We start from the raw sequence: 21429 nt of genomic DNA on the forward strand, positions 1-21429 counted from the left end.
AGCTCTTAATTTACCGAAACTTCAGCCAAGCTTTGATGATTTTTACCATTTCTAGTTTTAGAAGTATCGAGTAAAGAGCGATTATCTCCGTTAATAATACTGGGATTTAAACGATAGCCGACATTACGAACGGTTTGAACTACATCTGGCTGACGGGGATTAAACTCAATTTTCTTGCGTAGCGAAAGTACGTGGGTATCAATTGTCCGAGGATTGTCTATAGCATCGGGCCAGGCGCGGCGCAATAATTCCGAACGACTGAGAGGACTTCCTTCTGCTTGAGCGAGAACGTATAACAGGCTGAATTCTTGAGGAGTCAATTCGATAAAATTGCCTCTAACCTGAACGCGACGCTGTACTAAATCGATTTTTAGCTCGTGATAATCTAAATAGAGGGGAATTGAACTAGCTCGCATCCTTCTAATTAGAGCTTCAATTCTTGCTAAAAATTCCTGCATTCCAAACGGCTTAGTCAAATAATCATCAGCACCTGCTTTTAATCCAGCTACAATATCTGGTTCGGTATCCCGTGCCGATAACAACAAAATTAGAGGTTTGTGCTGTTGGTAAAGCCAGCGACATAGCTCCAAACCATCTCCATCAGGCAGATTAGAATCTATAATTACCAGAGTAGGCTGATATCGATTAAACACATCTATTCCCTGCTGAAAGTTAGCAGACTGTTTGACGATGTAGCCAGACTGCTGTAAATGCCAGCCTAACAGAGAGCGTAGGTGAGGATTCCCCTCGACAATAGAAATGCATATCGTACCTACCATAGCTTTGGTAAAATTGAGAACTTAACTATAAACCTACCAAAGCCAATGTCAATATTTTGTAACACTGGTTACGAAGATTTTTTTGCCACTAAAATCCTACTAAAGTTAGTGTAAATACTTAGTATAGAGATTGATAAAATAGAGTTATATGCTAAAACGTAACAAAAATAAAACTTAATTGTTGTTAATACCTAAGCCAAAAGCTAGCTAAAAAATATAAACGGTCGAAACACCGCCTAATTGAGATTAGAACCATGATTCTCCAAGACAGCCAAACAATTCGCCATTATCAAAAACTTACAGATTCGATGGTCGATCTGTGGGAGAGACGTTACAGCTTTGAAGAAATTAGACTATTTATGAATGGTTATATTTCTTGTCTGCGACATACCAATAATATAGAACCATATCATATTCATCGTCTAGAAGAAAAAGCTTTAAAGTTTCTCAGAGATCCTTCTAACTTTGAATTATCTTCACCCCAAACAAAACGTGACTTTTATTAGCCAATTACCAGAAGCTTGTTGCAACCCACGTTTTTTGCTTAAAACGTGGGAATACTTAGCTTATGAAGCTAAAGCTACTTCTACCATTTGCTGCAATTCACCACTTTGATAAAGCTCGATCGCAATATCGGAACCACCAACAAACTCACCATCAATATAGATTTGCGGAATTGTAGGCCAGTTAGAATATTCTTTGATGCCCTGACGTATCTCCTGGTCGTCCAAGACATTTACGGTTTCGTAGGGAACGCCCAAAGAGTTAAGCATTTGCACCACATTGTTAGAAAAACCGCACTGTGGCATCAACTTGGAACCTTTCATGAACACCATAATTTTATTATCGTTGACCAGCTTATCAATTTTGGATTTTAATTCAGGTGTCATAGTGTTTGTACCTATTTATTAGCTTTGTTAAATAAAAAGACAGTTCGATCTTAACTAAGATCGAACTGTCTTAGTTTATAGAATTTGACGATGGAATGCGCCAAGAGCATTTTAGATGAGCAGTTAGCAACGCTCGGCAAACACTGTTCATTGCTCACTGTTGATTGTTTATTGTTAAACCTGACTGACAGCTTGCCAAGCATTAGGGGTATAGGTCTTTAAAGAGAGAGCATGAATAGCCTCTGATGCCATCGCCTCATTTAAAGTTGCATAAACCATTTGATGTTGTTTTACTCTAGTTTTGCCCTCAAAATCAGCAGAAACAATAACTGCTTCAAAGTGTTCGCCGTCTCCAACTACTTTAACCTGGGCATTTGGTAACTTTTCTTTAATCGTAGCTTCTACCTGTTGCGGGCTAATCACGGGTTAACTCCTATAATAATTACTTTTATTATTTTAATGACCGCAATAAACTTGTTGCATTGCGATCGCAATAGTTATCAACCTATATTCTGGTGACTCAATTATTGTATGGGTTTGCCGACTCAAAAATGTCGCCAATTAACTACCAGACTCGGAACCAGATGGCGGTTCTTCGACAAAGCCGATTTCAAACAGTTGCTGATAGGCTTTGGCTCCTAATTCACTACGGGGGTTTTGGGAATTTATCACCTGAATCAATAAGGGAACTGACAATTCGGCTTGGTTTTGAGCGCGATGGACTAAAGCTAGCTGATAAGTGGCATTATCTCGCATTTGTCCCGTTTCTAAAGCTTTTTGACGCTGAGATTCGGCTATACGGTTATCAATACCCGAAAAGCTATCAAATAGTTGCAAATAGAAATTAGATAGCTGATTGAAAACCTGACGAGCCTGCTGTAATTTATCTGCTGCTACATCATATTGTTGGGCATTTATAGCTGCATCTGCTTCGCTCATCAGTTTTTGACCTCCCTGCAAACTGAGGATACTGTCTTTGGGAGGCTCGGTGGTCGAATCTACTGGAGGAGTTGCTGGTTCTGGAGAAGTACTAGGAGGAGCGGTTTCTTCTATTGGTGCAGCAGGTTCTTGTGCCAAAAGAGGATTTGCTAGAAATAGCGCGGTCAAAATCCCCAAAAAACCCATACCACAGCCAAAAATCTTATAATTTGACATATACTTATCTCTACTACTTTTTTCGATTGTGAAAATCAGAATCTAAAAACTTCAGGTATCTTATCACCGAATCTTGAAGATAGCTTTCATTTGTTTATTGGCTCAAAGATAGACGATAAAAAGATAGTTTTGTTTCTTATAAAGAATCTGCGATCGCTTCTAAATTGAGGTTATCTTGGTAAAGTCAATAACCGACAAATAGACAAAACCGATCTAATGTATCTCTATCGGACAGCTATTCTCTGCATACTGGCGTTTTGGCTTGCTGGTTGTCAACAAACAACTTTACTATCTAACAATCTCAAGCAAGATAAATTTATTCGAGTATATTTCAATCATCGAGAAAGCACTCATTATCAAGATCCCTATCGTCAGATAGAGCGTCAGGGAGATAATTTAGAAGCAATCGTAATTGACGAAATCAATGCGGCTCGTTCGACAATCGATCTTGCCGTTCAAGAATTTCGCTTGCCTCAAATTGCATTAGCTCTGGCAAACAAACAGCGTTCTGGAGTTCGGGTGAGAGTAATTTTAGATAATAATTACAGTCGTCCCCTAAGTGAAATAAGCCAAGCTGAAATAAATCGTTTGGACGGACGCGATCGCCGTAGCTATGAAGAATTTATTGCTTTAGCCGATAGCGATAAAAATGGACGTTTGAGCGAGAAAGAAATTGCTACGGGAGATGCTTTGATCGTTCTGCGCCAGGCAGGTATACCTGTTATTGACGATACTGCCGATGGCTCGAAAGGTAGTGGTTTGATGCACCACAAACTGGTAATTATCGATCGCCAAAAAATTATTACTGGTTCGGCTAACTTTACCCTAAGCGGCATTCACGGAGATTTTGCCAATCCTCAAACTCAGGGAAACGTCAATCATTTATTAACCATAGATAATGCGCCATTAGCCAATTTGTTTGTCGAAGAATTTGACTATATGTGGGGTGACGGTATGGGTAAAAGTAGAGATAGCAAATTTGGTTTGGATAAGCCTAAAAGATTGCCCCAAACTTTAAACTGGGAAAATACTCAGGCGATCGTACAATTTTCCCCGACTTCACCGACTCAAGATTGGAGTTCGACTACTAACGGTTTAATTGGTAAAACTCTGGAACGAGCTACATCTTCAATCGACTTAGCCTTGTTTGTATTCAGCGACCAAAAACTAGCTAATATTTTAGAATCACTGCATCAAAGAGTAAATATAGAAACCGTCTTCGATCCTGGATTTGCCTTTCGTTACTATAGTTCGGCATTAGATATGCTCGGTGTCGAACTGAGAAACGGCTGCAAACCGCAAGTCGATAATCGTCCCTGGCAAAGTTCCATCCAATCTATTGGCATACCACAACTGGCTTTAGGCGATAAGCTACACCATAAATTTGCTCTAGTCGATGAAAAAATAGTTATTACTGGTTCGCAAAATTGGTCGCCTAGTGCCAACTTTATTAATGACGAAACGGTGCTGATTATTAATAATCCCACAGTAGCCAAACAGTTTCAGCAAGAGTTCTAGCGTCTATACAACTCGGCTACTTTAGGTTTACCTGTAAAAGTAGAAAACCAGATAGCCAGACAGCGACTTAAGTGCGGTTGATTCTTTAAAATTATTTATTTCGTCACGGCGAGCAAACTTCTTCCATCGAACCTCTTCCTTCTTCCCTCGTTTAAGCTTGCTCCAGAGTTTTTGCTCTTAAAATACGATAAACTTCATCTGGGTCTTCAGGGGTAATCAATGGCTTGACCAGACTTCCTTCGTCGATAGCGATCGCTTTTCCACCAAATATACGTTTGGGATCGAAAGTAGACCAATAGGTACGATTGGCGCGATCGCCTTTTATAGTTCCGCTACCTTTGCCCCATATTTGTGCCAAACCCGACCAAAAACTCAGTTTTTGCAGTTTGATATTGTGAATTTCGCTATAAGGAATTTTTCTATCTTCTCCAAAGGGAGAATAATACCCCTTAATAGATATTGCTTCATCGTCGCAGATAACACTTTCGTCTTCGTAAAGAATAGCCATCTTATAAAAAATTTGTTTGAGAAGTTTGAGATAATCTAAAGCCGATCGCTACAATAATTACCTATATCTTATCCAAACAACATTATCTTTAGTAGCATTTTAGGCTGCGCTTATTAGAAGGCAGTCGTGGTTTGGTTGTTTTAAAAATTAACTTTGTTGAGTATGGAAAATTTTGCCGCTTCATCTCTCACCATCAAACAGTTTCAAGCTAACAAGCTTTCTGTAAGAATTTATAATTCTTCTTTAGACCTGGCTACCGATGCTGCTAACTTTGTCCGTGATTATTTACTCTCGCTCTTAACCAAACAAGAACGAGTCAGAATTATTTTAGCTACGGGAAATTCTCAACTACAGTTTTTAGATAGCTTAACTAACTCTACCCAACTAGACTGGTCTAGAGTAGTTTTTTTTCATTTAGATGAATACCTGGGAATTAGCGCGGAGCATCGGAGCAGCTTTCGTTATTATTTACGTCGAGAAGTAGACGAAAAAGTCAAGGAGGCGCAGTTTAACTACATTCGAGGGGATGCGCTAGAGCCGTTAGCTGAATGCGATCGCTACAGTCAGTTAATCGCACGACAGGCGATCGATCTTTGTATTTTAGGCGTTGGTGAGAACGGACATCTAGCATTTAACGAACCGACGGTGGCTAATTTTCAAGACTCTCAAACTATAAAGCTAGTAAGATTAGAATCTCAAACTCGTCAACAGCAGCTTAATAGCGGTTATTTTTCTGGTAGTGAAACTGTTCCTCGCTACGCCTTTACCCTAACTATTCCTGCAATTTGCGCCGCGAAGAAAATTATCTGCCTGGCGGGAGGAAAAAGAAAAGCTAAAATTATCAAAACCATGCTACAGGAGCCAATTTCTACCTCCGTTCCCGCTACAGTATTACGGCAGCAACCCCAGGCAACGCTATTGTTAGACCGCGATGCTGCAAGCTTATTATAATTAATAGCTGTAGAGAGTAATTGGAGTATTTGGTTCGATAACCACAACTCTATCAGCAGTAACGTTACCTACTGCCGCACCTGCTGCTGCACCACCAACAATTTCTCCTACGTTAGCTTCATCGCCTAAAACTTCTCCTAATATCGCACCGCCTGCGGCACCAATACCAGCATCTTTAGCGATCGAGCCAGCAGAGCGATCGCGCGGATCTTTTACGTCTTCAATTACCTGGGAAGTCGCGTTAATTGAGTAGCTGTACTGGTCATAAGTTACTGCTTCGGCAACATATTGCAAACCGCCGTCTGCTGGAACGTATTTGCCAACAATAGTTGCTCCCGCAGGGACGGTAACACCATCAATTGTCGTTCTTTCAGCAGCTACTAAATTATAAGAGTATGTCTTGTCGTTATTGAGATATAAAGTTTCTTGTTGGGCGCTATTAGCTACAACAGTATTATTTTGAGCTAATTTTATTTGCTCTGCTTCTCGGGCAACTCCTGTAGGCGCAGTCAGCAAAAATCCACCCAATAAAATTGTAGTAGCAGAAGCTATTGCCGAAACTTTGTGGCTAATATTTTTGGGTTTATTAGTATTCATAAGGAAAATAATCGCTTTAAATATTTGATAAATATCTATTGTTTCTATTTGTATTTTGCATGAAATATATATAATTCTCCATCTATTGCTAGATATATTTCTTATAAAAATATGAAATAAAACAAGCGATCGGGTTGAGTAAGATCTCAATCCGATAATGAATTATATTCAATTTTCAAACTGTCTCTTTTATAGTTAAAATAAAATTCTTAAGATAAATATTCAAGCTTAAAAACATGACTGCACCAGAACAGCTTCAGGGAGTAGAACTAATTGACTGTGCTAAAGCCAATGCTGAAAGCGGTTTGTCCGTGGCAGCCAAACAGTGCGGATATGGAGATGATACCGAGGCATTCAAACAAAACCTGGTTCGAGCTTGTCAAAAAATTGGAGTTGAAATCGAACAACTGAGCGATTTGGTTGACAATGATAAACTACCAGCAGAACAAGCGAGAAGCACCATAAGCCCCGATACAACCTCAGAATTATAGGTAACGCGATCGCCCCACGCCTTTTAAACATTAGCTATTTTCACAAGCTTGGCATTCAGGCGATCGCTAGTAGAAAACTAAAATGTTAAATGTTTGTACCCGATAAGTTTATTTTTTAGCAATAATCCAAACGGCGTGAATGATTCCAGGAATATAGCCTAATAGAGTTAGAAGTATATTTAGTAATAGATCCGTACCAATTCCTACTTGCAAAAATACTCCTAAAGGTGGAAAAATAATGGCGAGAATGATTCTAACAATATCCACGATCGTATTTGCTCCGTAAATTACAATTTATAGGAAACTATACAGCGATCTTAGCCGATTTGAGTTTGTTTTCCATCACTCTTAAGGATAGAGTATTTTTTTGCTCTCTTACTATTTAAAAATACTTTTCATCTAAAATACGTATCTTGCTTTGTCTGCGTCGGTCGAGAAACAAGCCTGGCAATCGCTAAGAACATTACTGTATTTATATTTAAAGATCGATAATATCGCTAGCTCGGATCGAGAACCAGCAGCAATCGAGTCTACACTATTAAATACCGACAAAATCCCTTCCTGATACTTTTAGGTTTTGATAGGAGCAAGCTTTAAATGAACATTTTTACCGATTTGCTATTTCCCAAACGCACCTCTACAACAAAATCCAAGCAGTACGGACTGCCAGTTCTAGATCGCAATCCCCGACGAGTTTATCTCAAGTCAGCTTCAGAAATTGAGAAGATGCGATATTCATCTTTTATTGTCGCCACTGTTCTTAAAGAAATTGCCGACATCGTCAAACCAGGAATGACAACAGCAGATTTAGATACCTATGCCGAAGGTCGCATTCGCGACATGGGAGCGACTCCAAGTTTTAAAGGATACTATGGTTTCCCAGGTTCGATTTGTGTCTCTCTCAATCATGAAGTCGTACACGGTATTCCCAGTCCCAAAAGAGTCATTCGCAAAGGAGACGTGTTAAAAGTTGACACGGGTGCTTATTACGAAGGGTTTCATGGAGACTCCTGCATTACTATTGGTGTAGAAAAAGTGTCTGCAAGTGCCGAGAAATTAATTAGAGTAGCTGAAGAAGCTCTTTATCAGGGGATCGAACAGGTAAAAGCGGGTAATTATTTACTCGATATTGCGGGAGCGATCGAAGATTGTGTCAAAACTAATGGTTATAGCGTCGTGGAAAACTTTACAGGACATGGAGTGGGAAAAAATTTACACGAAGCTCCCTCCGTATTTCACTTTCGTACCGATCGCATCCCCAACGTTAAATTAAAAGCGGGAATGACTCTGGCGATCGAACCCATTGTTAATGCTGGCTCGAAACATACTAGAACTCTGCGCGATCGCTGGACGGTAGTTACTGTAGACAACAATCTTTCTGCTCAGTTCGAGCATACCGTATTAGTTACCGCTAACGGCTACGAAATTTTGAGCGATCGCAATAAAGTTTAAATAGTAAATTAGAAAAACCATAATGAAAGTTTCTAACTTAAATCCTTTTAAAAAAGAAACTACCAACGAACACGATCGCATTGTTTTCGATCTCAAAGGCTATTTAGTCAAGCCTGCTGTATTAAATAAAGCGGAGGTAGAGAAACTTAAAAAATTTGTTTTGCGACAGCGAAACGATCCTGATTCTCTACCACCACATCAGCGTTGTTTGCCTGGGGGTGCTTTTGCCGAACTAATCGACCATCCTGCGGTAATGAGCGTACTGCGTGACGTTATCGATCGCGATACAGAAAAAATTCGTTTGGAAAATGTTTTTCTTAACTATCGAGAACGGGGAGAAGGAGAATGGAAGCCTCATGCTGGAGGACTCACTACCAATCCTAATTATGCTTATAACTTTCAACACGGGCGTATTTATGCAGGGATGACGCGAGTAGTTTGGGAACTTACGGAAGTTTTACCAGACAAAGGAGGGACTTGTTTTATTCCTGGCAGTCATAAGTCTAACTACAACATCCGTAGCAGTCCTTTAGCTAGTATCGATGCGCGAGATTCGGGACTGTGGGAAAGCTATAGTTGCCCTCCTGGATCTTTAATTATTTTTTCAGAAGCAGTGCGTCATTCGGCTGACTTATGGCAAAATCCTCATAATCCTAGAGTGGCAATTTTTTGCGCCTACAACCATATTAATGTACGCCACCATAAACCAGATGTTCCACCAGAGGTTATTAAAAAACTAGCTCCCAAACATCGGCATTTCTTTCGCGAAGTGTATCATCCTCAATTCGATCGCTTTTAATAAATGATTTATTCTCCGTTGTTAAAATTTCTGTTTCCATGCACTATTTGTAAAGTTGGTTTCGATTGTTCATTGCTCATTGTTTATCGATAACTCACCGCGCATTACGGTAACTGCCTGTCCGCCAAGTAACACACGCTCGCCACCACTGTACTTAACTTTGACCGTACCACCTCTACTAGAAGCTTGGTATGCTAATAATTCGTCTTTTCCCAGGCGATCGCGCCAAAAAGGAGCCAGACAGCAATGCGCCGCACCCGTTACGGGATCTTCATCAATGCCCAAACCAGGTGCGAAAAAGCGCGAAACAAAATCGTATTCTGTATCGGTTTCTGCTTTACTGGTGACGATAACATCGGAGGTAGTCAGAGTTTTAAGTAAGGCAAAATTGGGCTGGATATTTCTAACCAAATCTGGTGACTCGACTTCGACTAAATAACCGAGGGAATTAATTAAGGTGTTTTTAACAGGGAGTCCTAAAGCTGTAGCTAATTCTTGAGGTGTTGCTACTTTCTGAGAATGATTGACGGGAAAATCTAACTCAATCCATTTATTTTTGTAATTAGCAGTTAACAAACCGCTTTTAGTATAAAAATGAATCGAACTATCGCTCGCTCGCTTCTCCTCTGTCCAAATTACGTGTGCGCTAGCTAAAGTTGCATGTCCGCAGAGAGGAACTTCTGTAGTAGGGGTAAACCAACGTAAATTATAACCATCTCGGACGGGACTTAAAAAAGCAGTCTCGGAAAGATTCATTTCTCTGGCGACTAACTGCATCCATTCTTCGGTTACGGGTTGCTCTAAAATACAGACTGCGGCAGGATTTCCCTTAAAGACGCGATCGCTAAAAGCGTCAACTTGAATTATTTTTTGTCCCATTATTAACCTTCGGTTAGCTATTAGCCGTTAGCTTTATAAGTAGAAAGTTTATCTCATGATGAGCTCTGAAAATGCGATCGCAGTATTCCAATTCAACAATGCCATAATTTTAAATTCACATTAGACGTAATAAAAGAAGGCAGACCTAATTAATAACGAATAATGAGTAATTATGAACTATTAATTAAAGGTGCCTTCGGAAGCGAAGCAGTTAAAGATAACCAATAAGCTCTTTCTTTTTGCTCCACTTAAGAGTATCGCCAATTTTTTCGCCGTCATGGTATGCCGCAAGTAAAACTTCGCTGGTTTTACCCCAGGCAATCGTACCATCGGCAGCTAGAGCAATTGCAGCTAACTCTCTATGGCGATCGCGGCATTCTTGCAAAGATTTTTTCATCGCTTTGTTTAGAGATAGACCATCGGTAACGCGAATCACGATTCTTGCCGCCAGACACTCTTCCATGATGTCTTCACCGATTCCCGTACAGCTAACCCCTGCCAAGGCATCGGCGTAATTTCCTGCTGGCATTGCCGAATCGCTAACTCTGCCAATTCGTTCTAAACCCTTACCTCCAGTTGAAGTACCTGCGGCAATTTGCCCCGATGAATCCAAAGCTACTACGCCTATAGTACCTTTTCTCGCTTCGTGGGGTATTGTCAGTTCTGGTTCTGCTACTACACCCGCCATTTCATGTTGAAAATGGTCGTATCTTTCCTGCATCCACTCTTTAAGGCGAATATCTACTAGAGGATCGTGAATGGGCGTATTTAATTCTCTTAATAGTTCTGCCGCGCCATAATCGGAAAGCACGCGATCGTCATCGGTTTGCAAAAATTTAGCAATGTCAATCGGGTGTCTTACGCGAGAGACGTTAATCACACCGCTAAAACGCTGTGAGATCCCATTCATTAAAGAAGCACTCATACGGATTTGTCCGTCAGATTGCAACACAGAACCAGTACCAGCATTAAATATTTGTCTATCTTCTAATAATTGACATCCTCTTACTACTACATCCATAGCGTTAGCATCGTCGAGTAGCATAGGATAAATTTTTTCGATAATAGAATGTAGTGCTTCGCGAACTACAATTTCACCTTCTTCACTCTGAAGTCGAGCACCTGCGCCACCATGAATAATTAATTTGGGCTGTATCCGATCGGACATAGTTAATTTTCTAAGTTTGAATCAATAGAGTATATATATTGTTGTAATTGAATGTCAGCTAAAATAATATTGCTCGACTATCTTTACAATAGTTTTCGATTTTAGCAATATTTGATGTATTAATAACTACTTGCTTGCCAGCAAAAATGATTTTTAGGCGCGATCGACCTTCCCAGATTTGCGGCGACGACATCTTTCCGAACAATATTTCACTTCATCCCAGCATTTTTCCCATTTTTTGCGCCAGGTGAAGGGTTTGCCGCAAACGGGACAAACTTTGCTTGGTAAATCTGATTTTGAACCTTGTCGCGCCATATTTAGTAACTAAAATTTGATTGGGACTTATAAATAGAATAGAAACGATTTAAAGTGTTTGTTTCGCTACAACCTACGTAATATATCTAAGAGAAGTTGAAATAGTAATATTAGTATTATTTCATTTCAATTTTAATAATGTCTCGAAAGAAAATTTTTAATCACGACATCATGCACTGTACCCATGATGCCGTTTCAGGCAACTATCTTTATTCGGGTAGAGTGCTAGGTATGACCGAACCAGAAGATATAATTCAACTTCATCCAGAGTTAAAAAGCCAGTGGCAAGCAATTACTTCTCACTATGACAATATTGGTTTGAGTCATAGCCAAAACCCAATTTGGGATGTGTCATTTCAGAAATTTAAAGACTACCCCGATCGCGAAACCTCGGTATTTATTTTTTGTGATGAAATGCTCGATTCCGACCGAGAGACTAGCGATGGCTATCTAGAGTGGAAAATGGTAGTTGAATTTATTAATTCTAAAAACAATTTTATTCGTTTGGCAGAAGAATTAAACGTACCCGTACCACTCACAATTTGTGCCTCAACTAAAGCGCAGCTATTGAGTAACGATAAAATTCCCTATCCCTGCTATCTCAAACCAGCAGTATCCGTTGACGGGGTAGGTATCTATCGCTGCGAAGATCGCCAGGAATTAGATGAAGCACTTACAAATCTAGCTGACGATATACCCTTACAGTTGCAACAAGAAGTAGTTACACCGAGATTTTTAAATCTTCAATATCAAATTACCAAAGCAGGAGTCGAACCTTTAGTCGCAACCGAGCAAATACTAGATGGTTTTGCCCATCAAGGCAATCGCTATCCTACAGCCTATCAACCTTGGGATATAGTCGAGCCGATGGCAAACTGGATGGCAGAAAAAGGCATGAGAGAAATATTTGCTTTTGACGTGGCGGTAATAGATAAAGAAGATAAAACACAGTACTATGCGATCGAATGCAACCCGCGATTTAACGGCGCGAGTTATCCTACGGGAATAGCGCGAAAGCTAAACATCGATAGTTGGTCTAGCGAGACATTTACTAGCAATCACAAATCTCTTGAAGATTTAAATCTTAAAGGCTTGGAATACGATCCCGCTCAAAAAACTGGGGTAATTTTAGTTAACTGGGGCAGCATACTAGTAGGCAAAATTGCCGTGTTGCTTGCAGGTTCCCTCGACGAACAAGACAAATTAAGACAAGGTTTAAAAGAAAGATTGGAGTAATTCACCAATGAACAATGAGCAATGAACAGGGAACAATCGATTAAAACTCAATAGTTCAAACGCTAAATAACAATTGTTTATCGATCGCTGCTCATTGTTCGTTGTCAAACGATCGTTGCTCATTGATAATTTACTGGCTATTTTGTCTCAAACAGAGGGAAATCAAGCATTTACAGGTTCTTCGTATCCCTGAATGTATTCGGGTTCAAATTGACGCAAGACTCTAGTTGCCTGACGAACCAAACTATCCGTACCTTTAACGACAACTATATATTTACCTTCATTGAGACGATTGCGATAGGTTAGAGCATCGCCGCTACCTGTAGTCAAGCCTACGCCACCACCGACGACAAAAGCTCCGAAGGCACCAGAAGCCGCCCCTAAAACGCCACCAGTTATATGGTCGATTAAAGAGTTATCTCCTGGGAAAATTTGAATGCCAGTTAACACATTAAAAGCGTAACCTGCGGCAAAGCCAAAGGGAATGAGCCAGTAAACTAGTTTTTTTGCTCCCTTTTTAGCTTGTTGATTGGGATTAATTAAGCCAAATTCATCGGCACTTTGATAACCTTCACCGAGAATAGTTGTTTTTTCTTTGGGTATGCCTTCTTTTTCTAAAGCATAAGAAGCAGAATCTGCTTCTTGTTTGGTTTCTAAAACTGCAATGAGATAATTCATAATCATAATGAGATTTGCGATCGAGAGTAAACTGAAATTTATTAAGATAGTTGCCTAAAAAATTTATGTTTGGCTAGAGGGAATTTGACTGGCTTCTTGTCTTTGAGGTCGTTTAAAGACTTTTTTCGGTAGAGTATCGCCAAATTCTTGCTGTCGCCGTAGCCAGTTAGCAATATCCGTTGCCGAGATAATACCCGCCAGGTTGCCATTATCCATAACTAATAACCGACGCGATCGCGCTTCCTGCATTTGAGTTAAAGCAGTAGTCATGTCTTTTTGCGGTTCGATGGCAATATTTTCTTCAATGGGAATCATCATCTCTTTTACTGTGTGCTGCGTCCATTTTTGTCTCGCTACTCCTTTTACCTGATTGAGAGTAATCATACCAATGGCGCGATCGCTTTCGATTACGGGAAAAGATTGATAGTAACGATTGAAAAAGTAATTATCCATTAATTCTTCTAAGTTTAGGTCGGCTGGTACTGTTTCTGGTTGCAGGGTCATTACTTCTTTGACGCGAGAACCTTCTAGCATAGTACGAAGTACTAATTCTCGATAACTGGTTGCTGCGGCATTGTTTAAAAACCAGCCAATCAAAATTAGCCATAGTCCACCAATCAAATTAGGTACGGGACTAAATAACTGCCAGAAGCCTAAAGCAATTAAGCCAAAACCTAAGATTCTACCGCCAATTGAAGCGACGCGAGTAGCAGTTTTCAGGTTATTGGTAAATTTCCAGACCGTCGAACGAAACAACCGTCCGCCATCGAGAGGAAATCCTGGTAGGAGGTTAAAAATAGCCAGAACCAGATTGATCCAGGCAAGGTAAGAAGCTACTCCTGTTACGGCAATATTCCAACCGTTACTCTGTCCAAAATAAGAAACTAGAGCAAACAACCCAGATAGTGCCAGGCTAGTTAATGGACCTACCACTGCAATTTGAAACTCATCTCCTGGGGTTTCGGCATCCATCCGCGTGCGAGATACACCGCCAAAGGCAAACAAAGTGATTCCTTCTACGGGAATATCTTTAGCCTTTGCTACCAGTGAATGCGAAATTTCGTGTAGTAATAAAGAGGTGAAAAACAACAGCGTTCCTGCCGTACCCATGACTATGTAAGTGCTGTTGTTTAATCCTGGATAGTTAAAGGGAAACAAATCTGCCGTTAGAGTCCATAAGATTAAAAAGAAAATCAGCAGCCATGAGAGATCGACACGAATTTCAAAACCGAAAATCGAAGCTAATCTAAATCCTTGCATTATTCCTCCATATAAATAGTTTTCAGTGCTTTTAAAGCTAATACTTATTTTTTGTTAATCGAAGCGATCGCGCTATTAAAAGCCAATTAATTAAATTACTAGTTATTAAACTTAAAAGTTAAATTTTAAACTTTGCTAATAAGTTTTACGAGGTATATATCGACACACCAATAAATAAAATAAATAAGTTTTGCAATCGCTTGTCAGTTTAATTTGAATTAACTTTTCTTAAGTTCAAGCTAACTGAATTTGGATTTACTTCTCGTCTACCTTATGGTGGATTCATCAATGAGCAATGAGCAGTGAGCAAATATCAATAAGCAGTTATCAGTTATTTCTGTTCGCTGTTCGTTGTTCGCTGTTTTCCCTATCTTCCGAAGGATGAATAATCTCAGTAAGTATTCTGCAATAAAAATAAATAGACTAAAACTTTTTTATAAAATTATTTGTTTTATTCAAGCAAAGATTTTATGCTGCCAAATTTTGAAAATATTCGATTTAGAGCAGTAGTTGTTTGAGTAATAAAAAAAGAGTAAAAATTGGAGAGAGATATTAAATGACTTTTATCTATTTATTTGTTTGACTGTAGCGATCGCGGCAATTTACCGTTTTGGTAATATTAAACGTTTGACAAGTTCTCTAGCAGTTTTAATAGCAGTAACTCTAATAACTTACTTTACTAGTTTACCTGCCCTAGCAACAACCAATATCGCAGCTTTAGGAGCTAACGATCGCGCTCTAACAGAAGAACAGCAACAGTTTGAAGAAGATCTCAAACTAACTCCCGATGGCAGTCACTATAGCGGTTTGGAGCATGTAGAGCAAACCACTGCCGAACAAATGCCCGTCGATAATGAAACCATCGAACAAAGCATTAGAGATTACGCTGGTGATAGTGTCACGATTGGTGTGGCTAGTGGTTCGGTAAGACTGACAGGAAGAGTAAAAGATAAAGATACCGCACACGATCTAGTAGAACAAACAAAATCTATACCAGGGGTTCGCGAAGTTACCTTTAACATTGGTTTGGACAACAAAGCATCATAAACAAAAAGCAATTACATTTACATAAATTTAATTTAGGAGCAACAATAATGAGTATTTCTGTAGGCGATCGCGTTCCTTCTACAAACCTATCATTGCTAAGTTCTGGAGAGCCAGAAGAGATATCTACCGACAAACTATTTTCTGATAAAAAAGTAGTGCTGGTAGCAGTTACGGGGGCGTTTACTCCTGCCTGTTCCAACGATCATTTACCAGGCTTCGTTCGGCAAGCAGAACAGATTAAACAGCATAATATAGATGCTATTGCCTGTGTTTCTGTCAACGATCCCTTCGTAATGGATGCTTGGGGCAAAGCTACAAATGCCAACGACAAAATAATGATGCTTGCCGACAGCGACGCTAAGTTTACAAAAGCGATGGGTATGGAAGCCGACATGAGTGATATGGGCTTTGGCATTAGATCGCAACGCTATGCAGCTATAGTAGAAAATGGTGTAGTGAAGGAATTAGAAGTAGACAAAATGGGCGAAGTAGAAGCCAGCACCGCCGAAAAAGTATTAGCCAAACTGTAGTTTGATAGTCGTTTGAGTAGAAATGCCACTACTTGAATTTATAGGTTTGAGGCTCTAGTTTTTGAGCAAGAAATTAAACTTACAGCCTTAAACTTTTTCCAAATAAAAAGGCGATAGGCGTTGCGTATTAAATAATGTCTTACAAAAGATTACTGTTTATAGCTACGAACCGATTGACAGACAGCGTAGTCCCTTAACTTGTCACGAATCCCTATTGCCTATTGCCTGTTGCCTATTCCCTTTAAAAAATTATAAACCATGACTAATAATCCACTTTTAGAAATCGATAACTACGGACAAAGCATTTGGATGGATAATCTCAACCGCAGTCTGATTGAGTCTGGAGAACTAAAACAGATGATTGAAGACTACGGAATACGGGGAATTACCTCCAATCCCAGCATTTTTGAAAAAGCAATTGCTGGCAATCAAATTTACGATGCCGACATTGAAGCAGGTGTTAAAGCAGGTAAGTCGGTAAGCGAAATTTATGAGTCTTTAATCTTTGACGATATTCGCCATACTTGCGATCTGTTTCGTCCGATTTACGAACAGACGGGAGGACTCGACGGCTATGTAAGTATTGAAGTTTCTCCACGCTTAGCCAGAGATACTCCAGGTACGGTAGAAGAAGCATTACGCTTTTATCGAGCTATCGATCGCGACAATGTAATGATTAAAATACCTGGAACACCCGAAGGTTTTCCCGCAGTGGAAAGAGTAATTTCTCAAGGTATCAATGTCAACGTTACTCTATTGTTTTCAGTAGAGAGCTATGAAAATGCTGCCTGGGCATATATTCGAGGTTTAGAAGATAGAGTGGCTAAAAACCAGCCGATTGATAAGATTGCTTCAGTCGCCAGCTTCTTTCTCAGCCGCATCGATACTAAAATCGACGATCGCATCGATGAAAGGCTAAAGAATATTGGTACAGAAAATTTAGGTGAAGAATCTCGTTTGCAGCAAATACAAGGTAAAGTTGCGATCGCCAACGCTAAAGTAGCCTATCAAAAGCAGCAAGAAATTCTTAAAAGCGATCGCTGGCAAGCCTTGAAAGAGAAAGGCGCGAACCTACAGCGACTTTTATGGGCGAGTACCAGCACCAAAAATCCCAAATATAGTGACGTGATGTACGTCAATGAGTTGGTTGCACCCAATACGGTAAACACCATGCCACCCGATACTATGCAAGCCTGTGCCGACCACTGCGATCCTGCTGCTAATCGCATTGAAATTAACGTAGAAGAATCCTATCGCTTGCTGGAAAGTCTTAAAGACCCAGACGTTGAGATTGATTTAGACGAAGTGATGTACGAACTTCTCGAAGAAGGAATCGATAAATTTATCAAACCCTTTGATTCTCTGCAACAAACTTTAGAAAGTAAAGTCAAGCAGCTATCTCCAGTTTAGTTTCTTTAATTTGACTGTTAAACGCAGTTAGCAAAGCAGACATTAACTATCCCATCTTTACTAAAGGTGGGATTTTGTCGATCGCCAGCTTTATCTTCTCTTGGTAAAATTAAATCGTTGAAGTTTGACTTGTTTGGAAGTATATATTCGGTAGACAAAAACCAATCGTCGCCTGTCAAATCACGCGAAAACTATCATGTTATTTCAAGATCGAACCGATGCAGGACAACGGCTAGCTGAAAAGTTGACGGCGTATGCCAACAATCGTGATGTTTTGGTACTTGGTTTGGCGCGTGGTGGCGTTCCTGTTGCTTTTGAGGTTGCTAAAGCACTCGATGCACCATTAGATGTTTTTTTAGTACGTAAATTAGGCGTTCCTGGAAATAAAGAATTAGCAATGGGCGCGATCGCCAGTGGTGGCATTTGTATTTTAAATGAAAAACTAATCGCCCAAAAAAATTTAAGTAAAGAGGCAATCTCTAAAGTAATCGCTATAGAAGAACGAGAATTACTACGTCGCGAACGAGTTTACCGACACAATCGCCCTATATTAGATGTCGAAGGACGAATTATAATTTTGGTTGATGACGGTTTGGCAACTGGTGCTACTATGCGTGCTGCCGTAACCGCGATAAGACAGCAGCATCCCCAACAAATTGTAGCTGCTGTAGCGGTATCGGCTCCCGAAACTTGCGATAAACATTTAATTGGAGCAGATCGAGTCGTCTGTGCTGAAACACCAGAGCAGTTTTTTGCCGTTGGGCTTTGCTACAAGCAGTTTTCACCCACAGAAGATGCAGAAATTATCGATCTACTGGAACGAGCAGCAGCAAGAAGTTAAAGAGTGAAAGCAGTGAAAGCAGTGAAAGCAGTGAAAGCAGTGAAAGCAGTGAAAACAGAAAATGTTGATACAAACTTTTTTTTGTTTTCACGCTCTACGAACATTGAAACATTAATATTTAACAATAAGTAGTTAAACTTTATTGTTCATTGCTGACTGCTCATTGCTCATTGCTCATTGTTCATTGCTCACTGTTCTTTTGCTTCTAATTTTTCCAAACGACTTTTCAATTCCTGATTATCTTGTTTGAGCAAATCGAGTTCTTGGCGTAACTCTTTAACTGCCTTATCCGAACCCAAATTTTTCTGCACTTTGGTAACGGCTTCTTCTGCCCTACGGCGTACCCTACCATCGGGAGTTTGTGCTGCCAGGGCATTGAGAATCGCGATCGCGCCAGAAGTTTCCATCTGACTCAAAGCCGAAACTACTGCTACTTGAGTTAAAAAGAAAGATTCCCCCGCAATGGCTTCTAAGCGTTCTAAAATTGCCCCAACTTTGTCGGGTGTTTGACCCGTAGAAACCGTACCCAAAGAACGAATTGCCGCGAGTCTTAAAGGCTGCGGTACATCAGGTTTGGTGTATTCGCTAATAATATCTACCGCTTCGGGAACGGTTTTCATTTTGCTCAAGCCAGCGATCGCGCCTGAACGTACTACTTCATTCCAACCTCCACGATTTTCTAAGACTTGTTGCAGTAGGGAAATTGCCTCAGACTGTTTTTCTTTGAGATTACCTGCTACCATTCCCCCTATGCTACGAGCGCAGGCAGCTTCAGTGTAGTAACTGGCATCACCTTTATTTAGGCATTGGGCGATCGTGTTGTAGCAAGAAGCATTCTTAAAATTACTCAAAGCTTCGATAACGGCGCGACGCACCCTGGCATCGGCATCATTTAGCCCAGACATTAAAGTTTCGGTAGCCTGGTCGAGTTTAATTTTACCGAGTTGTTTGGCAACTTCTACCCTTACACCCCAGAAGCGATCGCTTTTCAGAGCTTTACCTAAAGCTTTGACTATTTCCAAACCGCCTTTTTTAGTAAGTGCTGCGGCAGCATAGATACGAGAAATCGGATCGGGGTCGTGTTGCAGTTGATTTTTAAGTTCGGTAACGGGATACTGTAAATTGACGGTTTTTAGCCAGTTATTGTCTACATCAAAGCTAATAAAGTCGGGTTTTTTGTCTAAAGGAAAATAGAAGCTTTGCTCTTTTTGATGGATGCGGAGGCTAAAAGGTTGTAGTTTTGGTTTTTTATCGCCAATATAGCCAAAAGCAAGTGAAATTTTAAGATCGAATAGTTCGCTGTTGCTACCCGAAAGTTCTTTTTTAGCCTGTTCTTGAGTTACGGTTATACAGGCTAAATTGCTATCCCCATCCCAACTATAGGCTACTTTAAAATCGGGATGACCGCCGCGAAAGACATAGCGATCGAATAAAGGTGATAAATTATAGCCAGTGGCTTTGTCGATCGCCCGCAATAAATCTATGGTTTCTACTGTCCGATGGGCATTGTCGTTTACAAAAGTTTGAATGGCTTTATCGAATAGTTCATCTCCCAATACTGCGCGAATCATGTGATAGACGCAGGCACCTTTTTCATAGAGATGGCGATCGTAAAGTTCGATCGCCTCGCGATAGACGTTAGTAACAATGGGACGACGATAGCGCGAACTGTCTTCTTCGATATAGGTACGGGCTTCATTTAACAGATAATAAGCCGCGTCGTCTTTGCCGTATTCGGCTTCCGTCCAAAAAACTTCGGCATAAGAAGCCATACCCTCTTTAATCCAGGCGTGCGACCAGTGTTTGATTACTACCAAGTCGCCAAACCATTGATGCGCTAATTCGTGCAACACCAAACTTTCCGTACGCATATTGTCGATCTTTGCCCGTTCGTCTAACAAACAGCGATCGGTAAGCAGAGTAGTGGAAGTATTCTCCATCCCGCCAAAGATAAAATCATCAACGCAAACTTGAGCGTATTTGGGATAGGGATAGTCATAGCCGTATTTCTTAGAGAGAAACTCGACCATGCGCGGCGTTTTTTCCATGCTGCGTTTGCCATCTGCCTCTCGTCCTTTCTCTACGTAATAGTTAACGGGAATATCGCGCCATTTATCTTTAATCTCGGCAAAGTCTCCTACCGCCAAAGTCATTAGATAAGTAGGATGAACCTGCTGTTGGTGCCAGTGATAGATCTTGTCTTTGCCGACAGTTTCGGTGTTGACTAATTCCCCGTTGGATACTGCCATGTATTCTTGGGGAACGCGGACGCGAATTTCGGAGGTAGCTAACTGTCCTGGATAGTCAAAGCAGGGAAACCAAAACCTGGAGTCCTCATCCTCTCCCTGCGTCCATACCTGAGTGGGTTTGTTGGGATAGTGTTCGGTAGGGCTGATAAAGTAAAGTCCTCGTTGTGGCTGTTCTACTTTATAGGCGATCGCTACTTTTACTGCTTCGGTAGTGGTCGGTTGGGATAAGTCAATCTTTATTTGTTCGCCGTCATAGTCAAAATTCTGACTTACTTCATCGACTAAAACCGATTCGATTTCTAAATCTACTGCATCGAGAGTTAGCTGTTCGATACCAGAACGTATTGGAGTTATAGTAATGGTACAGGTTCCCGCAAAACTTTTCTGGGGTATATCTAACTCCAAATCTAATTTAATATGATTTACCTGTCCTGGGCGATCGGGATTATAGTGCGGTTTTGCCCCTGGGAGTTCAAAAGAGGGACGTTCTTCAACATCAAAATAAGAATAATTGTGCGACATAAATATTTAGGCAATTTTTATTAGAGCTACTGCTTATAAAGATATCGAGTAAACCAGTTCGATTGCTACGTACTAATAAATTGACTTTTATACAATTTTGTTTACCTACTAATATTTGATATAGAGCCAAAACAATTTTGGTCATCTAGTTTGC

General features: G+C 40.3%; 25 protein-coding genes. 11 read left to right on the top strand and 14 right to left on the bottom strand.

The window, feature by feature from the left end:
- Positions 1 to 5: 5 nt before the first annotated feature.
- On the bottom strand, positions 6 to 779 hold the full coding sequence (locus KV40_RS04160) for a response regulator transcription factor (protein WP_036478311.1): 774 nt from the start codon (positions 777 to 779) through the stop codon (positions 6 to 8).
- 257 nt (positions 780 to 1036) lie between these two features.
- On the opposite strand from KV40_RS04160, the gene KV40_RS04165 reads away from it, so the two are divergent.
- Positions 1037 to 1285, top strand: a complete 249-nt coding sequence (locus tag KV40_RS04165) for a DUF6761 family protein (protein ID WP_036478334.1) — start codon at positions 1037 to 1039, stop codon at positions 1283 to 1285.
- Between the two features lie 60 nt (positions 1286 to 1345).
- Here the strand turns inward: KV40_RS04165 and grxD are convergent, their stop codons facing one another.
- From grxD to KV40_RS04180, 3 genes are all read right to left on the bottom strand, one after another.
- Entirely contained in the window at positions 1346 to 1669 is a 324-nt protein-coding gene (gene grxD, locus KV40_RS04170; protein WP_036478312.1) for a Grx4 family monothiol glutaredoxin, read from the bottom strand.
- Between the two features lie 174 nt (positions 1670 to 1843).
- On the bottom strand, positions 1844 to 2092 hold the full coding sequence (locus KV40_RS04175; RefSeq protein WP_036478313.1) for a BolA family protein: 249 nt from the start codon (positions 2090 to 2092) through the stop codon (positions 1844 to 1846).
- Between the two features lie 138 nt (positions 2093 to 2230).
- Positions 2231 to 2824 (bottom strand): hypothetical protein, encoded by a 594-nt coding sequence (locus tag KV40_RS04180; RefSeq protein WP_052055336.1) that lies wholly within the window; start codon positions 2822 to 2824, stop codon positions 2231 to 2233.
- A 216-nt stretch (positions 2825 to 3040) separates the two neighbouring features.
- Here KV40_RS04180 and KV40_RS04185 point away from each other — a divergent pair, with 216 nt between their 5' ends.
- Positions 3041 to 4342, top strand: coding sequence for a phosphatidylserine/phosphatidylglycerophosphate/cardiolipin synthase family protein (locus KV40_RS04185; protein ID WP_253274162.1), 1302 nt, complete (start codon positions 3041 to 3043; stop codon positions 4340 to 4342).
- A 151-nt stretch (positions 4343 to 4493) separates the two neighbouring features.
- On the opposite strand, the gene KV40_RS04190 is transcribed toward KV40_RS04185, so the two are convergent.
- Entirely contained in the window at positions 4494 to 4850 is a 357-nt protein-coding gene (locus KV40_RS04190) for a hypothetical protein (RefSeq protein WP_036478314.1), read from the bottom strand.
- 162 nt (positions 4851 to 5012) lie between these two features.
- Between KV40_RS04190 and KV40_RS04195 the strand changes: the two genes are divergently transcribed.
- Positions 5013 to 5801, top strand: coding sequence for a glucosamine-6-phosphate deaminase (locus KV40_RS04195; RefSeq protein ID WP_036478315.1), 789 nt, complete (start codon positions 5013 to 5015; stop codon positions 5799 to 5801).
- Here KV40_RS04195 and KV40_RS04200 read toward each other — a convergent pair whose 3' ends face one another.
- On the bottom strand, positions 5802 to 6398 hold the full coding sequence (locus KV40_RS04200) for a hypothetical protein (protein WP_052055337.1): 597 nt from the start codon (positions 6396 to 6398) through the stop codon (positions 5802 to 5804). It abuts the gene before it with no gap.
- A gap of 236 nt (positions 6399 to 6634) precedes the next feature.
- Here KV40_RS04200 and KV40_RS04205 point away from each other — a divergent pair, with 236 nt between their 5' ends.
- A complete protein-coding gene (locus tag KV40_RS04205; protein WP_036478316.1) occupies positions 6635 to 6889 on the top strand; it encodes a hypothetical protein in 255 nt (84 codons plus the stop codon).
- A 108-nt stretch (positions 6890 to 6997) separates the two neighbouring features.
- Here KV40_RS04205 and KV40_RS33080 read toward each other — a convergent pair whose 3' ends face one another.
- Positions 6998 to 7156 (bottom strand): YqaE/Pmp3 family membrane protein, encoded by a 159-nt coding sequence (locus tag KV40_RS33080; protein ID WP_036478317.1) that lies wholly within the window; start codon positions 7154 to 7156, stop codon positions 6998 to 7000.
- Positions 7157 to 7486: 330 nt separating this feature from the next.
- Between KV40_RS33080 and map the strand changes: the two genes are divergently transcribed.
- Together map and KV40_RS04220 are read left to right on the top strand one after the other, a co-directional pair.
- Positions 7487 to 8341: a type I methionyl aminopeptidase gene (gene map / locus KV40_RS04215; RefSeq protein ID WP_036478318.1), complete on the top strand. Its 855-nt coding sequence runs from the start codon at positions 7487 to 7489 to the stop codon at positions 8339 to 8341.
- A 22-nt stretch (positions 8342 to 8363) separates the two neighbouring features.
- Positions 8364 to 9140, top strand: coding sequence for a phytanoyl-CoA dioxygenase family protein (locus KV40_RS04220; protein ID WP_081942753.1), 777 nt, complete (start codon positions 8364 to 8366; stop codon positions 9138 to 9140).
- A gap of 69 nt (positions 9141 to 9209) precedes the next feature.
- On the opposite strand, the gene KV40_RS04225 is transcribed toward KV40_RS04220, so the two are convergent.
- The 3 genes from KV40_RS04225 to KV40_RS33085 all read right to left on the bottom strand — a co-directional run bounded on the left by KV40_RS04225 (position 9210) and on the right by KV40_RS33085 (position 11502).
- Positions 9210 to 10019 (bottom strand): PhzF family phenazine biosynthesis protein, encoded by an 810-nt coding sequence (locus tag KV40_RS04225; RefSeq protein WP_036478319.1) that lies wholly within the window; start codon positions 10017 to 10019, stop codon positions 9210 to 9212.
- 211 nt (positions 10020 to 10230) lie between these two features.
- A complete protein-coding gene (locus KV40_RS04230) occupies positions 10231 to 11187 on the bottom strand; it encodes an isoaspartyl peptidase/L-asparaginase (RefSeq protein ID WP_036478320.1) in 957 nt (318 codons plus the stop codon).
- A 153-nt stretch (positions 11188 to 11340) separates the two neighbouring features.
- Positions 11341 to 11502, bottom strand: a complete 162-nt coding sequence (locus tag KV40_RS33085; RefSeq protein WP_072013771.1) for a DUF2256 domain-containing protein — start codon at positions 11500 to 11502, stop codon at positions 11341 to 11343.
- A gap of 138 nt (positions 11503 to 11640) precedes the next feature.
- Between KV40_RS33085 and KV40_RS04235 the strand changes: the two genes are divergently transcribed.
- The gene (locus KV40_RS04235) at positions 11641 to 12738 is read left to right on the top strand and encodes an ATP-grasp domain-containing protein (RefSeq protein ID WP_036478321.1); all 1098 of its coding nucleotides are present in this window, start codon (positions 11641 to 11643) and stop codon (positions 12736 to 12738) included.
- A 162-nt stretch (positions 12739 to 12900) separates the two neighbouring features.
- On the opposite strand, the gene KV40_RS04240 is transcribed toward KV40_RS04235, so the two are convergent.
- The gene (locus KV40_RS04240) at positions 12901 to 13416 is read right to left on the bottom strand and encodes a hypothetical protein (RefSeq protein WP_036478322.1); all 516 of its coding nucleotides are present in this window, start codon (positions 13414 to 13416) and stop codon (positions 12901 to 12903) included.
- Between the two features lie 63 nt (positions 13417 to 13479).
- Positions 13480 to 14676, bottom strand: coding sequence for a site-2 protease family protein (locus KV40_RS04245; protein ID WP_072013772.1), 1197 nt, complete (start codon positions 14674 to 14676; stop codon positions 13480 to 13482).
- A gap of 579 nt (positions 14677 to 15255) precedes the next feature.
- Here KV40_RS04245 and KV40_RS04250 point away from each other — a divergent pair.
- From KV40_RS04250 to tal, 3 genes are all read left to right on the top strand, one after another.
- Positions 15256 to 15723 (top strand): hypothetical protein, encoded by a 468-nt coding sequence (locus tag KV40_RS04250; protein WP_052055339.1) that lies wholly within the window; start codon positions 15256 to 15258, stop codon positions 15721 to 15723.
- A gap of 47 nt (positions 15724 to 15770) precedes the next feature.
- Entirely contained in the window at positions 15771 to 16253 is a 483-nt protein-coding gene (locus KV40_RS04255) for a peroxiredoxin (protein WP_036478324.1), read from the top strand.
- A 258-nt stretch (positions 16254 to 16511) separates the two neighbouring features.
- A complete protein-coding gene (gene tal / locus KV40_RS04260) occupies positions 16512 to 17663 on the top strand; it encodes a transaldolase (RefSeq protein ID WP_036478325.1) in 1152 nt (383 codons plus the stop codon).
- 17 nt (positions 17664 to 17680) lie between these two features.
- Here the strand turns inward: tal and KV40_RS34610 are convergent, their stop codons facing one another.
- The gene (locus KV40_RS34610; protein ID WP_156113936.1) at positions 17681 to 17842 is read right to left on the bottom strand and encodes a hypothetical protein; all 162 of its coding nucleotides are present in this window, start codon (positions 17840 to 17842) and stop codon (positions 17681 to 17683) included.
- 17 nt (positions 17843 to 17859) lie between these two features.
- On the opposite strand from KV40_RS34610, the gene KV40_RS04265 reads away from it, so the two are divergent.
- Entirely contained in the window at positions 17860 to 18504 is a 645-nt protein-coding gene (locus KV40_RS04265) for a phosphoribosyltransferase (RefSeq protein ID WP_036478326.1), read from the top strand.
- Positions 18505 to 18692: 188 nt separating this feature from the next.
- On the opposite strand, the gene KV40_RS04270 is transcribed toward KV40_RS04265, so the two are convergent.
- Complete coding sequence (locus KV40_RS04270; RefSeq protein ID WP_036478327.1) at positions 18693 to 21275, bottom strand: M1 family metallopeptidase; 2583 nt, start codon at positions 21273 to 21275, stop codon at positions 18693 to 18695.
- Positions 21276 to 21429: the final 154 nt, after the last annotated feature.

Origin of the sequence: Myxosarcina sp. GI1 (genome assembly GCF_000756305.1) — a bacterium.
Taxonomy (GTDB): Bacteria; Cyanobacteriota; Cyanobacteriia; order Cyanobacteriales; family Xenococcaceae; genus Myxosarcina.

Bases quoted from the DNA above. Each gene is read 5' to 3' on its own strand.
- tal (WP_036478325.1), top strand. From the start codon at position 16,512: ATGACTAATAATCCACTTTTAGAAATCGATAACTACGGACAAAGCATT.
- KV40_RS04180 (WP_052055336.1), bottom strand. From the start codon at position 2,824: ATGTCAAATTATAAGATTTTTGGCTGTGGTATGGGTTTTTTGGGGATT.
- KV40_RS04230 (WP_036478320.1), bottom strand. From the start codon at position 11,187: ATGTCCGATCGGATACAGCCCAAATTAATTATTCATGGTGGCGCAGGT.
- KV40_RS04185 (WP_253274162.1), top strand. From the start codon at position 3,041: ATGTATCTCTATCGGACAGCTATTCTCTGCATACTGGCGTTTTGGCTT.
- KV40_RS04195 (WP_036478315.1), top strand. From the start codon at position 5,013: ATGGAAAATTTTGCCGCTTCATCTCTCACCATCAAACAGTTTCAAGCT.
- KV40_RS04235 (WP_036478321.1), top strand. From the start codon at position 11,641: ATGTCTCGAAAGAAAATTTTTAATCACGACATCATGCACTGTACCCAT.
- KV40_RS04225 (WP_036478319.1), bottom strand. From the start codon at position 10,019: ATGGGACAAAAAATAATTCAAGTTGACGCTTTTAGCGATCGCGTCTTT.
- grxD (WP_036478312.1), bottom strand. From the start codon at position 1,669: ATGACACCTGAATTAAAATCCAAAATTGATAAGCTGGTCAACGATAAT.
- KV40_RS04205 (WP_036478316.1), top strand. From the start codon at position 6,635: ATGACTGCACCAGAACAGCTTCAGGGAGTAGAACTAATTGACTGTGCT.
- KV40_RS33085 (WP_072013771.1), bottom strand. From the start codon at position 11,502: ATGGCGCGACAAGGTTCAAAATCAGATTTACCAAGCAAAGTTTGTCCC.
- KV40_RS04200 (WP_052055337.1), bottom strand. From the start codon at position 6,398: ATGAATACTAATAAACCCAAAAATATTAGCCACAAAGTTTCGGCAATA.
- KV40_RS04160 (WP_036478311.1), bottom strand. From the start codon at position 779: ATGGTAGGTACGATATGCATTTCTATTGTCGAGGGGAATCCTCACCTA.
- KV40_RS04240 (WP_036478322.1), bottom strand. From the start codon at position 13,416: ATGAATTATCTCATTGCAGTTTTAGAAACCAAACAAGAAGCAGATTCT.
- map (WP_036478318.1), top strand. From the start codon at position 7,487: ATGAACATTTTTACCGATTTGCTATTTCCCAAACGCACCTCTACAACA.
- KV40_RS04255 (WP_036478324.1), top strand. From the start codon at position 15,771: ATGAGTATTTCTGTAGGCGATCGCGTTCCTTCTACAAACCTATCATTG.
- KV40_RS04270 (WP_036478327.1), bottom strand. From the start codon at position 21,275: ATGTCGCACAATTATTCTTATTTTGATGTTGAAGAACGTCCCTCTTTT.
- KV40_RS04265 (WP_036478326.1), top strand. From the start codon at position 17,860: ATGTTATTTCAAGATCGAACCGATGCAGGACAACGGCTAGCTGAAAAG.
- KV40_RS04245 (WP_072013772.1), bottom strand. From the start codon at position 14,676: ATGCAAGGATTTAGATTAGCTTCGATTTTCGGTTTTGAAATTCGTGTC.
- KV40_RS04220 (WP_081942753.1), top strand. From the start codon at position 8,364: ATGAAAGTTTCTAACTTAAATCCTTTTAAAAAAGAAACTACCAACGAA.
- KV40_RS04190 (WP_036478314.1), bottom strand. From the start codon at position 4,850: ATGGCTATTCTTTACGAAGACGAAAGTGTTATCTGCGACGATGAAGCA.